The organism is Lentilactobacillus raoultii, assembly GCF_900411375.1.
Classification (GTDB): Bacteria; Bacillota; Bacilli; order Lactobacillales; family Lactobacillaceae; genus Lentilactobacillus; species Lentilactobacillus raoultii.
Map to the genome: position 1 here is coordinate 76,777 of NZ_LS422991.1, position 13,877 is coordinate 90,653.

11 protein-coding genes are annotated in these 13,877 nt (G+C 40.9%); 3 read left to right on the forward strand and 8 right to left on the reverse strand.

Annotation, left to right across the window (positions count from 1 at the left end):
• Positions 1 to 57 precede the first annotated feature (57 nt).
• Positions 58 to 2,229, forward strand: a complete 2,172-nt coding sequence (locus ED605_RS09550) for a YhgE/Pip domain-containing protein (RefSeq protein WP_121978673.1) — start codon at positions 58 to 60, stop codon at positions 2,227 to 2,229.
• Positions 2,230 to 2,310: 81 nt separating this feature from the next.
• Here the strand turns inward: ED605_RS09550 and ED605_RS09555 are convergent, their stop codons facing one another.
• Genes ED605_RS09555 through ED605_RS09565 form a run of 3 tightly spaced genes read right to left on the reverse strand, consistent with a single transcriptional unit; the run spans position 2,311 to position 6,982 of the window.
• Positions 2,311 to 3,261, reverse strand: a complete 951-nt coding sequence (locus ED605_RS09555; RefSeq protein ID WP_121978674.1) for a Ppx/GppA family phosphatase — start codon at positions 3,259 to 3,261, stop codon at positions 2,311 to 2,313.
• Positions 3,261 to 5,441: an RNA degradosome polyphosphate kinase gene (locus ED605_RS09560; RefSeq protein ID WP_121978675.1), complete on the reverse strand. Its 2,181-nt coding sequence runs from the start codon at positions 5,439 to 5,441 to the stop codon at positions 3,261 to 3,263. Before ED605_RS09560 ends, ED605_RS09555 begins: the two co-directional genes overlap by 1 nt.
• Positions 5,441 to 6,982 (reverse strand): Ppx/GppA phosphatase family protein, encoded by a 1,542-nt coding sequence (locus ED605_RS09565; RefSeq protein ID WP_121978676.1) that lies wholly within the window; start codon positions 6,980 to 6,982, stop codon positions 5,441 to 5,443. Before ED605_RS09565 ends, ED605_RS09560 begins: the two co-directional genes overlap by 1 nt.
• A gap of 216 nt (positions 6,983 to 7,198) precedes the next feature.
• Between ED605_RS09565 and ED605_RS09570 the strand changes: the two genes are divergently transcribed.
• Entirely contained in the window at positions 7,199 to 8,068 is an 870-nt protein-coding gene (locus ED605_RS09570; protein WP_121978677.1) for an aldo/keto reductase, read from the forward strand.
• A gap of 160 nt (positions 8,069 to 8,228) precedes the next feature.
• On the opposite strand, the gene ED605_RS14945 is transcribed toward ED605_RS09570, so the two are convergent.
• The 4 genes from ED605_RS14945 to ED605_RS09590 form a co-directional block, all read right to left on the reverse strand.
• Positions 8,229 to 9,083, reverse strand: a complete 855-nt coding sequence (locus ED605_RS14945; protein ID WP_121978678.1) for a CPBP family intramembrane glutamic endopeptidase — start codon at positions 9,081 to 9,083, stop codon at positions 8,229 to 8,231.
• 590 nt (positions 9,084 to 9,673) lie between these two features.
• Positions 9,674 to 10,042, reverse strand: a complete 369-nt coding sequence (locus ED605_RS09580; protein WP_121978679.1) for a hypothetical protein — start codon at positions 10,040 to 10,042, stop codon at positions 9,674 to 9,676.
• 30 nt (positions 10,043 to 10,072) lie between these two features.
• Positions 10,073 to 10,468, reverse strand: a complete 396-nt coding sequence (locus tag ED605_RS09585) for a GNAT family N-acetyltransferase (RefSeq protein WP_121978680.1) — start codon at positions 10,466 to 10,468, stop codon at positions 10,073 to 10,075.
• Positions 10,469 to 10,470: 2 nt separating this feature from the next.
• Complete coding sequence (locus ED605_RS09590; protein ID WP_121978681.1) at positions 10,471 to 10,872, reverse strand: GNAT family N-acetyltransferase; 402 nt, start codon at positions 10,870 to 10,872, stop codon at positions 10,471 to 10,473.
• A 260-nt stretch (positions 10,873 to 11,132) separates the two neighbouring features.
• Between ED605_RS09590 and ED605_RS09595 the strand changes: the two genes are divergently transcribed.
• On the forward strand, positions 11,133 to 12,980 hold the full coding sequence (locus tag ED605_RS09595; RefSeq protein ID WP_121978682.1) for a heavy metal translocating P-type ATPase: 1,848 nt from the start codon (positions 11,133 to 11,135) through the stop codon (positions 12,978 to 12,980).
• Between the two features lie 104 nt (positions 12,981 to 13,084).
• On the opposite strand, the gene ED605_RS09600 is transcribed toward ED605_RS09595, so the two are convergent.
• Positions 13,085 to 13,870: a MurR/RpiR family transcriptional regulator gene (locus tag ED605_RS09600; protein ID WP_121978683.1), complete on the reverse strand. Its 786-nt coding sequence runs from the start codon at positions 13,868 to 13,870 to the stop codon at positions 13,085 to 13,087.
• Positions 13,871 to 13,877 lie beyond the last annotated feature (7 nt).

The following is a 13,877-nucleotide window of genomic DNA, read 5'->3' on the forward strand; positions in this document are numbered from 1 at the left end:
GCCACAGTCCTCAATACATAAGTTTAAAATTATTAAACCACATAAGTGAGGTTCTTTATGCGAACGATCGTCACACTTCTAACCAGAGATTTCAAAAATATTTTTCACAGTCGACCAGTGCTAATTACACTGATCGCTTTTTGCGTGATCCCGGCAATCTACGCCCTGCTTAACATCAAGGCATCGTGGAACCCTTATTCGCCAGCCAATACCAGTCGTTTACCAATCGCCGTGATCAATAACGACGAAGGCAGTACCGTTAACGGAAAGTCACTGAACGTTGGCGATCAGGTGATCGATGAACTCAAGCAAAATCATGAAATTAACTGGGTTATTACCAATGATTGGCAGGGAAACAACGGGTTGGATCAAGGTAAATACTATGCACTCATTGAAATTCCAAATGATTTTTCCAGTCGACTGGCAACTTTGGCCAGTGCCAACCCGCAAAAACCAAATGTCATTTACAAATCCAACGAGAAATTAAATCCGGCCGCCACAATTATTTCTGGGCAGGCCAGAGATACCCTCACTCAACGAATTCGAACAAATTTTACCAAAGTAACGGGACGTGAAGTCTTACAAGAAATGAACCTTGTTGGCAAAAAACTGGACACCAAGAAGCCTCAAATTTTACAGATTCGTTCCTCTTTACTCAACGCCATTTCGACAATTAACCGAACAAAAGCCTATCTAAATCGTTTAAATCAACATTCTGCCGATGTTCGAGCTTACTTAAAAGATATCAACCAGAACCTGCCGAAAGTTTCATCACAAATTAATCATCTGCAATCCATTATTAACCATGGTAAAAGCCTTAACATGGCCACTAGTCGGACAATTAACGCCGCTCGCAGCTCATTGTCAACCGGTCTGGAAACCCTTCATTCACAAAATGATCGACTTCAATCCATGTTGACCAATCTTTCAACCCTGATTGATACTAATCATAACCCGTCGTTACTGAAAACCGAAATTATTCAAGTTGCTTCTCTAAATGATGCTGTCATCAATCAGATCAACAAGCAATTAAGAGTCCTGGCCGTTTTGAACAATCTATTGCCAACCAGCGGAACAACCACACTGATCAAATCGTTAGCCCACCTTAAAGCCGGCTTTAACCGCCAATCCCAACCCATTTCAAAGTTAAAACGGCTGACCAACCATCAAGCTGTAAGTAATCAGCAAATGAAGCAGTTGATTTCCCAGCTGTCACGCACTGACAATCAATTAGCCAATCGCATTGAAGCCGCCACAACCACCTTTAATGCGACGACCAGTCAATCTTTAGATAACTTGGACAACCTTACCCGCAATAGTCTTAATAATGACAGTTCAGTTGTTCAGACGTTGCAAAACCTGATTCCAAAATTGCAGGCGTTGCAAAGTGCCGGTACAGCAGCCAGTACCCTATCTTCCGGTCGAATTAGCAAAGTTAATCATCGATTGGATAACGTTAGAAAAACGCTTCGTGATTTAGACCAGAAAGCTGATTTTATCAACAATCAAAATCTCACTCAATTAACTGCAATTTTAGAGAAGAACCCAAGCCTTTCAAATTTACTTTCGTCACCCATCAGTCTTAAAAATACTGAGCTTTATAATCTAGGGAAATTTGGCTACGCGGCTATGCCATTCTATGCGGTTCTCTCAGTTTGGGTTGGTATTCTACTATTAACTGCCATTATCACTTGGCGGTACCGGCTTTCTGTCGACCAACGACTTCCCAAGCCCAACCTCATCCAACAATACGTTGGCAAATTAGGACTATTTCTGACTTTTTCAGTGACTCAAACGACCTTTACCTTGCTAGGCGAATTGCTCATCTTGGGAATTCGACCCAGCAGTTTGATCGCATTATTAGCCATTGCTTACACGACAACACTGGTTTTCTCGGTCATACTGTTCACGTTGGTCTTTCTTTTCGGCAATGCCGGTAAAGTCTTTGGCGTTCTCCTATTAATTGTCCAAATTTTTGGGACTGGTGGCATCTATCCTTTAGAAACAATTCCACGCGATTTATCAGCGTTGGCACCACTTTTACCGTTCACTTACGCCATCCGTGGCTTTCGGGAAGCGATTGCGGGACCAGATTGGGGAACTTTTAGTCGATTACTTTTAACTTTGGCACTATTTGGCAGTATCTTTCTGCTAATCACCCCACTCAAGCGTTTCTTCATCCGACCGGTTAAGTTATTGGAAGAAGGCATGAAGCGTTCAAAATTATAATCATTTTAAAATTAATCGCGGCAGTCAGGTGACTTCTATTTCACCCAACTGCCGCGATTGCTATTAATTATATCAATTAATTTAAAGCGATTTGCCGGCGACATTCTCTTTCAAAATGTCATGCAGCCGTTCAAATAAGATCCCTTCTCGAAGACCACTGGTGGAAAATGTAATTCGATCCGAATCAAGATAGTTCATCAAGAAGATTACCGGAATTAAGCCACCGACAATAATGTCAGCTCGGGCTTTACTGATCCCGGGAACCTGTTTTCGTCCTGCCAAATCATGACTAACGATATTTTCGAAAGTTTCATTAACTTGCGTATCCCGCAACTGATAACCGTGAATATCGTCAATATCAAGAAATTTATTAAGTCGTCGATTAATTTTGGCAAGTGTCCGGTTACTGCCACCCAGTGCAATAATCGGTAAGTTTAATCCATTTTTGAGCCACCAGACACTCTGGAAGATTTCGTTAATAAAAATCACGGCTTTAAAAAGCTGTTCCGGCAGAATTTTATCTCCTAAATCAAATTTGGAAGATAGTGTGACTGAACCAATGGGAATACTGATTAAGTTTGACACCTTACTGTTCTGGACCAAAATAATCTCCGCGCTGGCACCCCCGGTATCGATAATAACGCCGTTAGTTGCCGGTAATGTCTCACTTACGCCAACATAATCGTAATAGGCCTCCTGAGCACCGGAAATGACCTCTAATTTAATGCCAATTTCAGATTTAACCTTTTTTAAAAATTCTTTCTGATTGGTTGCCTGACGAACTGCTGCCGTCGCAACAGCTTTTAACTTTAAATTCTCCAGTTTCGAATAAACGTCTTTAAAAGACCGCAACGCAGCCAAGGTTCGTTCAATCGCTGCTGGCTGAAGAATCTTTTCAGGCCCCATGTTTTCAGATAGCCGAACATATTCTTTCATTTGGGTCACATTATCATAGGTGCCATCTCCATTAATTCGGCTGACTGTCATCCGAACTGAATTGGAACCTAAGTCAATGACGGCAAAATTTTCCATTATGATTCATTTCCCCCATCCTGATCTTCTTCACCTAATGGGTCGGGCTGGTTCTCAGGACTCATCATTGGCTGAAATTGATTTGGATTTTGTTTATGCGTTTCAGATTGCTGCTGCTCTGCCAACTTGGTTGCTTGGCTTGCAAAATAGTCCTGAGAATTGAGTGGTGCCCGACCTCTGCGATCAACTCGCTTATATGTTCCATCAGCATCAAGAACCCGTGTTTTAACATTATCTTCCCACATGGTACTGTAAATTTTCAGCACCCGCTGTGTCAAATCAGGCTGTTCTACCGGAAATAGTTGTTCAACCCGCCGATTCAAATTCCGAGTCATTAAATCTGCGGACGACAAGTATACCTGCTTTTCACCATCGAAATCAAAGATATAAATCCGACTGTGCTCCAAGAAGCGGCCAACAATAGAATGAACTTGAATGTGATCACTCACATCCTTGATGCCGGTCTTTAGACAGCAAATTCCCCGCACAATCAGATCAATTTGAACACCGGCATGAGAAGCTTTGTACATTTCAGCGATCATATCCTTATCCGACAGTGAATTCATCTTCATGCGCACATGAACCAGCCGACCGGCTTTAGCATACTCAATGGCCTGATCGAGCCGATCCGTAATAAACTCACGGATGCCCTTCGGTGAAATGTGCAGTTTGTGAAAGTATGGTGGTCGTGAATAACCAGACAACATGTTAAAAATATTTGTGACATCAATGCCGATATCATTATTCGCTGTTAGTAATCCAATATCCGTGTAAAAGTGAGCCGTGACATCATTATAATTACCGGTTCCTAAATGAACGTATCGACGAATACCGCTTTCTTCCCGCCGAACAACCAACGATAGTTTGGAGTGCGTTTTTAATCCCACCAAACCATAAATAACGTGGCAACCCATGCGTTCAAGTTGGCGAGCCCAATGAACATTATTTTCTTCATCAAACCGGGCCTTGACTTCAACCAGAACCGTGACTTGTTTACCGTTTTGAGCTGCCCGACCCAGATATTTAATAATCGGTGAGTTGCCGGAAACCCGGTACAACGTCATTTTAATGGCCAAAACTTCTTTATCAATTGACGCTTGTCGGATAAACTCCACCACCGAATCGAATTTATCATAGGGATGCTGCATCAGCCAATCGTGTTTCTGAATTGCTTCAAAAATATTGTGGTCCGAATTAAGAGCTTCCGGTTGATAGGCTTTAAATGGTGGATATTTTAAATCATCATGGCCGGTTACCGCACTCGCTAATTTACCCAAGAACGTCAGATCAATTGGGCCATTGACTTCATAAACGGAATCTTCTTCGGTTTCCAGTTCGCGAACCAGTCGTTTTCGTAATTTTTTACTAATATCTGAATCCACTTCCAACCGGATCACTTTGCCATGTTCACGGAGCTTCAACTGTTGCTGAACCTTCTTCAAGAGATCAGAAGTATCTTCTTCGGCCACATCCAAGTCCATGTCACGAATGACTCGGAAAGTTGAGACTTCTTGAATATCGTAATTCACAAATAATTGGTCAACAAACTGTTTGACGATCTCCTCAAGTAAAATGAAGTCATTAGGTGCTCCCGGCAGCTTGACAACCCGCGGGAAAATACTTGGTACCTGAAGGGTCGCATATAATGATTTACTGTCACCTTTTTTGTTTAGGCGTAACGACAAATTTAACGTATCGTTACTAATAAACGGAAACGGTCGCGAACTGTCATCGGCCATCGGTGTTAAAACAGGGTACAACTCATCGTGAAAGTAACTCTTAATAAACTGATACTGTTCTTCACTTAGATCCGTCACCTTAAGCAACCGAATGCCAACTTGTCTGATTGCCGGCAGAATAATCCGATTCAGCGTTGTATATTGCTTAATCAATTGCTCATGAGCCTTATCGTTAACGGCCTTTAATTGCTGTTCTGCTGATAGTCCAGATGCATCTTGACCATCCCAATGAACTTCCGTCAACTTTGCCAGTGAGGCCACCCGGACCATGACAAACTCGTCCATATTGCTTTGAGTAATCCCCAAAAATTTAACCCGCTCCAATAACGGATTGCTTTTATCACGAGCTTCTTCAAGAACCCGTTCATTAAAATCCAGCCAACTTAATTCACGATTTCGATAGTACTTTGGATTTTCATAATTAATTTTATCCTTAGCCATTAGCCTTTCACCCCTCTTTGTTTTAGAATCGCTTTTAGTCCATAAGTCTCCAAGAAGAAACGACTTTTTGAATTAAAAATCCAATTCTCATATGCCAGATTAGCATTACTATAAACTGTGATCACCACATTATGCGGTTTAATGGAAACTGAAATTTTTTTGATTTTTTGTTGACGATCATCATCCAGCGCATCCGCCAGTCTTAAAATAGCCGCTAATTTAGAAATCAACCGTCGATTTTCTGCCGAAATTTGGCTAAAATGGCTTAAATCTTCACTAGGTGTCGTCGCACTATGGTAGCGGGCAACCGCCGCAATCACAGCCCGTTCAATTCGCGATAATCCGATAATATCAGAATGACGAATAATATACTCAGAATGGATATAATGAGCATGGACCCCAACGTAGTTACCGACATCATGTAAAATTGATGCAACCTGCAGTAAAACCCGTTCTCGAGGTCCTAACATATGCAGTGGCTTTAACTGATCAAATAGGTGAAGCGCAAACTTGGTTACCAGATCTCTGTGAACCGGCTCAACGTCATAATGATCTGCCAGGTTGGTTGCCATAGTAATTGTTTGATAGGTAAAGTCATGTTTGGAAAATCCCAAGGCCACTTCTTCGTTATTAACCAGTCCATCAACCACCCCTGAATCCGAGAAGCTCAATTCCTTTGCACCCGTCAACTGAAGGATTCGCCTAATCAATAATAATTCAGGCAAAATGAGCGGCACCGCATCTTCACTTATTTCCAACTGCTCAATTAAATATTGATCAGAAGCATCGACAATGTCATCAACCATATCATTAAAATCCGAAACTTTCAGCGGACCCAACGACTTATTTTTTTCATAATGGGTCACCAATCCTCTGATTGGCGAAGTTCCCAGCAAAATAATTTTGATTGGATTAGGATTTTGCGTCAAACTGGCTAAGTCGCCTATATCAAAATCGTTCAATTTACTATCGATATAATCATTTAACACGCTGATTGAGTTGGGTGCCGACTGCCTTAGACTTTGCAAATCTTCAGCAATTTTAATTGGCCCCAACGCAAAATTGGTGGACGTTACAAACTGTCCATCATCAAATCGAGTAACCGACGTGTTGCCTGATGTGATGCCAACCAAATAGACAATTCCATGGCTGGCCTTTTTCTTATCCCGCAGTTCTAAGGAGATATTTTGGTTACGGTAATAAGCTTCTTCACTCATTGACAACCATCGAACCTCAAGTCCGGTGTGTAAAAACAATTGATCTGTGATGAAGTCAGCATTAACAGCCTGTGATAAAGCCTGACTTCCCCATAATTGATAATTTTCAACACCGTAATCATGCAAAATTTGAACGAATCCCGTCAAGGCCTCAACTACCCGACTGACCGCATCAAATTGAACTGGCCGATCATGATACACATCATCGCCTAAGTTAATTTCTTTTGTTACCCTTTCAAGCGTCTTATGTGTCTTCAAATTGACAATCAACAGTTCAACACCGGTAACGTTAACCATCATTACACCAAAATATTTTTGAGCCATGTGAGTTTCTCCCATTTTAGAAATTGCTTTTTCAATTAATGTTCTTTCATATCAGTATACAATAATCTGCGGACCATTGATTCATAATTACACCAAAATATATGCAACTTTTACATTGCGATTTTTATTTTTTTAGCTTAGATATTTATCGTTCGGACTTAAATCGTTTAAAATGAAATTGCAGGAATTAATTTTTTGAAGAAAGAAGTGGCGTTCATGACAGAACTAAATGCAGCAAATTCCGGCACTTATGAATTCGATGATACGTTTAAAATTAATCGTTTGGGTTACGGCACGATGCAACTAACCGGGCCAGGAACCTGGGGACCATACAAAGATCCAAAACAAGCTGAAGCAGTAGTTACCCGAGCAACTGAATTAGGAATCAACTTTTTTGATACAGCTGATTCTTACGGGCCTTGGTTTGCAGATCGGTATTTAGCTGCCGGCTTAAAGAAGGCGGCTAACCGCGATCAAATCTTTATTTCGGATAAGGTCGGTCAAACTCGTCAAGGTCCAAATGTTTGGACACCACACGGCGAACCGAATTACCTTCGCCAACAGGTTGAAGTCTCAATGATGACATTGGGAATCGATCATGAAGATCTTCTGTTTCTTCACCGAATCGACAGCCATTTCCCAGTAGCCGATCAGGTCGGTGAACTCAAGAAGATGCAAGATGAAGGTAAAATCAAGCATATCGGCTTGAGTCAAGTAACGGTTGATCAAATTAAAGAAGCCCAAAAATACGCTAAAATTGATGCTGTCGAAAACCTCTACAACGTCGCTAACCACAAGGATGACGATGTGGTTGATTATGCTCAATCCCAACACATGGCATTTGTGCCGTGGTTCCCACTAAATACCGGCAAACTAACCGGTGCTGACAGTCCGCTAAGTGCAGTTGCCAAAAAGTACCAGGTCTCCGAAGCTCAAATCGCGTTAGCTTGGCTGCTCAAACGATCACCAAATATTTTACCGATTCCAGGTACTTCTTCAATTCAGCACTTGGAAGATAACGTTGCTGCTGCCAATGTCAACTTGAGTGATGATGATTTCAAGAAGTTAAGTGAATTAGCAAACTAAATCGCAAACCAGAGTGGTCATTCTCATTTAGTGACTGCTCACAACGTTTCATTTACGCAAAATAAGGGGTTGAGGAAAAGTCATTTTTTCCTCAACCTCTTTTTCTGCCCTTCATTCATTAATTACGTTAATTAACTCAATATTTTTCTGGCATTTTGAGTTAAGCCAGTTGTCGATTTCTAAACTTATCAACGATGAACAAGATCCCGCCCACTGCTAAGATCTCCACGAGAACCAGTAACAGACTACCAGCAAGATGAAGTGAATAGAAGAAACCAACAAAGCCAAAAATGTTGTTGGCCATGTGTAGTAAAATTGACGTTAATAGCCGACCCGTCTTCATATATGCAAAGCCAAAGATCACGCCCATGCCAAAGTAAACCGAAAACTGAACTAGGTTAGCCGTATCATGGAAAGAAGCAAACACCGCGGCACTAAAAATAATCGGAATCCAAAAGAGATTATCTTTAAAAATCAGATTAATTAAGAACCCTCGGAAAATCAGCTCTTCAATAATTGGCGAAAAGATCATAATGGTCAGGCCCATGCTAATAGCCGAATTCCAGTTAATACTTTGTTCAATAAAGGTTTGGTTAGGGGTAGTCGTCACAATTAATTGCGATAGCATCGTAAACAGTAAGGCTACAACCAATGAAACCGTAAAGACTTTAAAAACCTGCTTAGAGTTAGTCCCATGACCACCGATTCGAACATTTGGTGTCACCATTTCAACGTAAGCTTTGTATCCAAACCAACTGACGAGTGGGGCAACAACCAACACAAAAATAACTGAGAAAATCACATATGTTAATGAGTGTTCGTGGATCAGGCCCCCAATAGCAGGTGGGGCCATCACAATCTGATCAAGTAGCAAAAAATAAAATAAGTAAACAAAAATTCGTGAAATTGGCGTTCCTTTAAAAAGATAGTGTTTTATTCTCGAAAAGGGTTCCTTCCACTTTGATAATTGCTGCTTTTTCGATGAATGAGCTGTTTTTGATTCTTCTTGCATCATAAATGCCTCCTCGTAAGTTTTAGCCCTGTATCAGACTAATTTGATCTCACTTAAACTTAGTATCCCGACTTCGATAACCGCCATCCCTAACAAATTAAGTCAAACCTTTCTTAAGAAGAACGATCGTTATTCCTGCATCAGGTATGGTTTGACTATATTCCCTTAACCATTCTTTGGTCAATAACCTGCGTGTCTGAAATCACTAGACATCAGTAATTAGCGGGTGTCTAATAATTGTTACAGATGCCAAAAGCTGTTATTACAAGGTTAGTTAATCATTCAGTCTTGCGAAGATAAAGATAGTTCTTAAAATTATTTTAGTTGATCGAAATCCAAAGTTTGCTATCTCAAGTTGTTGGTTTCCGATTTAATTGTCAAATGGATTGGCTCGACTGCAAAATACTCCCAATACTAAAGCGAGACGGCATTATTTTCTTATGGGATGCCGTCTCGCTTTGTCGCTTACATAAAAATCTATCTAGAAATCAACTTGACTAATTTTTAAATTAACCAAAAGTCCGCTTCAAATTTAGCAGAATTCCTGTTCTTAATTTCTGAATCTTAATTTCAATACTTTAACAATAAATTAGTTATGGTCGTCTTAATTGTTGATACTTCCTCAAAATTTCCATTGGGTCGTTAACCGTTAAAAACAAATAATCGTACTTTTCATGATTCAATCGAATAAATAGAATCGGCGCATCTCCTTGGACATTTAAGTATGACAACTTTCGATTCCCATAAAAGGTGCCCACTTGCTTTTTCGGTAGTCCCAATCCAAGGAGTCGCCACTTAATAACCCGCCATTTGCCATCCCGCTTTAATTGGCTTCGACTTTCAACCGCCATTTCTGAGACGTGGATTAATGGTAGCTGCAACCGGCTTTTAAAGCCCCACAGCCGATCTAATCCTGAGATTGTCACCATCAATTGTTTGTCCACAAATTTAATCTGATTCATTTTAACTATTCACCTCACGTTGTGTTAGCACTAGTTTCCTGAAACCAGTTCAAATCCCGAATCTACTTTTTTAAAACCAAGCTTTAAATAAGTTGGTAAAAAGGTTGAAGATGCCTTTAAAACCAGCGAGATACCTGGGCCAAGATCACGATGAATTTTGCTAATTAACTTTCGTTCAATCTCCTGGGATTGATCACACTTTCTAATCACGACGTCAGCGAGGTAGCAACAATACGCCTCATCACTAAAACCCCGAACGACCCCGACCAACGTGTCATCATTCCAAGCCGAATACAATAAATTCGTATTATGTAACAATCGGTCTATTCGACGAACGTCAGTAATTTGTCGAGGACTGTTCGCATGACGAGATAACTCAATGAACTGTTTAACATTAATTTTTGCTGTTGCAGAATAAATAATCACGTTTAATCCTCCCGATAAAGACGCACCAAGTTCGCAATTTCTTGATAGCCAAGCGCTTGATAGAAACCAACTGCTTTGGGAGCCGCCCTCAAAATAATTGAGACCCGCCCTCCTAAATAAGCATGAAGTGCCATTAACAGTCGTTTCCCTAATCCCCGACCACGATAATTAGTTGAAATCACAAGTTCACTTAAATAACAGCTCGATTCGTAGTCGGTCAAGCACCTGGCCAAGCCAACCAAGTTTTTGTCATCCCACACCGTCACCATCAACTGAGTGTGATCCAACATCGACTGTAGCCGCTTAGGACTGTCATTTAATTTTCCTTGTTCAAATGATGCTTGCCGATACAGCTTCAAAAAGTCTTTTAAAGCAATTCGTTGATTAAATCTTATCTTAATCATTGCGTTAATGGCCTCCAACTCCGAAATCACGAGCTTTCTTCATCCAAATCCAAAAGCATTGGTTTTCTCCATTATTGACATCTAAGGGCCACTTGTCCAGCCCCTCTAAACTAATTCAGATATGATTCATGACTTCGAAACAACTAAAAAGGCCGCTCCATTAATAATTTGTTCACAAGTGAGCGTTATAATCGACCCGCTAATTTAGAATTGTTATAATTTAGATAGAGATCAATCTACTTAGAATGGAGGCAACTATCATGACTCGATTAACAAATTATCGCCGACTAGTCAGTGTCTTACTAGTTAGTATACTGGCATTGATACTTCAATTTGTGTTTAAATTGCCACAGTATGCTCAATTGACCATCACGATTCTCGGTTCGTTTATTGCCCTGTTAATGTTAATTGACATGGTCAAGACCCTTCGTTCCGGTAAATTCGGTGTCGATTTGCTTGCTATCACAGCAGTCATCGCCACACTGGCCGTAAGTGAGTATTGGGCTGCAATGATTGTGTTACTCATGCTAACGGGTGGTGATGCCCTAGAGGACTACGCCGCCAATAAGGCCAATTCAGAACTCAAATCCTTGATTGAAAATTCACCAAGTGCTGCTCATCTTGTGACCGACCAAACTATCAAAGACGTTAATGTTGATGCGGTCAAAATTGGTGATCGTTTGTTAGTCAAACCGGGTGAACTCATCCCAGTCGACGGCACCGTTACAGAAGGTCACATCACAATCGATGAAGCGTCGCTAACCGGTGAATCACGGCCGGTCAACAAACAGGTTGGTGACCACTTAATGTCTGGCGCCGTAAACGGTGAAAACTCATTTATAATGATCGCCGATAAAACGGCTGATAACAGTCAGTACCAGAATATCATCCGACTGGTTAAACAAGCAGAAGCACAACCTGCCCACTTCGTTCGATTGGCAGATCGTTATGCCGTGCCGTTTACCTTAGCGGCCTACCTGATCGCTGGTATTGCATGGTATCTTTCCAATGACCCGGTTCGATTTGCCGAAGTCCTGGTTGTGGCATCACCTTGCCCGCTGATTCTGGCTGCCCCAATTGCCTTAGTCTCGGGAATGAGTCGTGGGAGTCGAAACGGGATTATTGTAAAAAGCGGCACGATTATCGAAAAGTTAGCCAAGGCGAAAACCTTTGCCTTTGATAAAACCGGTACGATTACCAAGGGACATTTAGTTGTCGATCACGTCTTTGGCACGAACGGCTTTACACCGGATGAAGTGCTTCAAATGGCTGCCGGCGCTGAACAACAGTCCAGTCACATTCTGGCACGGTCACTGGTAGCCGCCATCCCTGATAAAATCCCAACTGCAGAGGATGTTAAAGAAACCACTGCCGAAGGGGTTTCAGCAACGATTAATCATCAGTTGGTTAAAGTCGGTAAAGCCTCATTTGTTTCAGATCAACCTATTAAAAAAATTGATAAAACCACCGTTTACGTTTCAGTTAACGGAACCTACATCGGTTATGTCAGTTTTTCAGATGAGTTGCGACCAGAAGCCCATTCTGTAATGCGCCAGCTTCATCAACTCGGCGTTAAACAAATCATTATGATTTCCGGTGACCGTCTGCCAATTGCCCAACAAATTGCTGATCAGGTCGGCATCGATCAAGTCTATGCGGAAAAGCTGCCAAAAGAAAAGATAGCAGTTTTAAATCAGCTGGAAACCAAAGATCGACCGGTTTGTATGGTAGGCGACGGTGTGAACGATGCCCCATCGTTGGCAACAGCAGATGTCGGCATTGCTATGGGGGCCCACGGATCAACCGCCGCTAGTGAGTCTGCCGATGCCGTTGTGTTAAAAGATGACTTGAGTTTGGTTGGAAAAGCCGTTTCGATCTCTAAGGAAACCATGAACGTTGCGCGCCAATCAGTTCTAATTGGTATCTTAATCTGTCTAATCTTAATGTTAATCGCCAGTTTTGGCGTGATTCCGGCAATTATTGGGGCACTGTTCCAAGAAGTTGTTGATACGGTTACCATTCTATGGGCTTTAAGAGCTCGAATTGATCGCTCGGACAAGCCAAGTTCTAATTCGCAAACCAAGCGAAAAGATGCAGTTCGCGTCTAGTTTTCAATTTAAGTTTCTCTGGTGTTTAACTCTATTGTCTTATCAAAAAGGCGCTGATCGTTTAAAGAGTTCTTTAATCCTCTTTGAAACGGCCAGCGCCTATATTATGATTTATTTTTTTGATACTCTAAATATTGATACAGCAGCAATTCCATAATAATAATCAGTGACACATGTGAGGTCATGTCGATGCTATTAATTTTCAATTCATCCGTAAACAAGTACAAGTTTTCATCACTCATATTTTGGATGGTATTATTATTAGCGCCGGTAATCGAAATTAACGACGCATAATCGGCACGACTTTTTAAGGTTTGAATAATTTGAATCAACTCGTCATCTTCGCCGGCATAGTCAAAAACAAAGATTAAATCGTTTTTCTCAACATTTCGATAAGCTAATTTACGTTGTTCAAAGTTTTTGGGAAAAATGACAATAAAATTATTTAAAGTGTAGAGATACTCAAGATAATCCGTCGCATATTTACTAAATCCTTTCGCATAAAAATAAAGTTTTGGATGATGATCTAAGCGCCGACAGATTTTTAATAGTTTTCGTTCATCCAATACACGCACCGTTTCTTCAATGTTTTTAAGGTATTCACTACGGTATTGAGACTGTTTTTGAACGAAGGCTGTATCAGAAGTCGTTTGTTTGTCACTATTTAACACCGTATATTTGATCACGGTGCTAAATTCACTATAACCGGAGAAACCAATTTTACGCACAAACCGTAAGAAGGTCGTTGTTGAAACAAAACATGCAGCAGCCACTTCCCGAATGCTTTTGTTCTGAATGTCAGCCATATGCTTAATGACATAATCCAATAATGTATAGTCATTTTTAGTTAATTTCTCCACGTACGGTTTAATAATTTCAAAAAAGTTCATTTAAAAA

What these genes read in the sequence shown, in the direction of transcription:
- ED605_RS09600 (WP_121978683.1), bottom strand. Translation starts at nt 13,870, where the DNA reads ATGAACTTTTTTGAAATTATTAAACCGTACGTGGAGAAATTAACTAAA.
- ED605_RS09580 (WP_121978679.1), bottom strand. Translation starts at nt 10,042, where the DNA reads ATGAATCAGATTAAATTTGTGGACAAACAATTGATGGTGACAATCTCA.
- ED605_RS14945 (WP_121978678.1), bottom strand. Translation starts at nt 9,083, where the DNA reads ATGATGCAAGAAGAATCAAAAACAGCTCATTCATCGAAAAAGCAGCAA.
- ED605_RS09555 (WP_121978674.1), bottom strand. Translation starts at nt 3,261, where the DNA reads ATGGAAAATTTTGCCGTCATTGACTTAGGTTCCAATTCAGTTCGGATG.
- ED605_RS09560 (WP_121978675.1), bottom strand. Translation starts at nt 5,441, where the DNA reads ATGGCTAAGGATAAAATTAATTATGAAAATCCAAAGTACTATCGAAAT.
- ED605_RS09570 (WP_121978677.1), top strand. Translation starts at nt 7,199, where the DNA reads ATGACAGAACTAAATGCAGCAAATTCCGGCACTTATGAATTCGATGAT.
- ED605_RS09565 (WP_121978676.1), bottom strand. Translation starts at nt 6,982, where the DNA reads ATGGCTCAAAAATATTTTGGTGTAATGATGGTTAACGTTACCGGTGTT.
- ED605_RS09550 (WP_121978673.1), top strand. Translation starts at nt 58, where the DNA reads ATGCGAACGATCGTCACACTTCTAACCAGAGATTTCAAAAATATTTTT.
- ED605_RS09590 (WP_121978681.1), bottom strand. Translation starts at nt 10,872, where the DNA reads ATGATTAAGATAAGATTTAATCAACGAATTGCTTTAAAAGACTTTTTG.
- ED605_RS09595 (WP_121978682.1), top strand. Translation starts at nt 11,133, where the DNA reads ATGACTCGATTAACAAATTATCGCCGACTAGTCAGTGTCTTACTAGTT.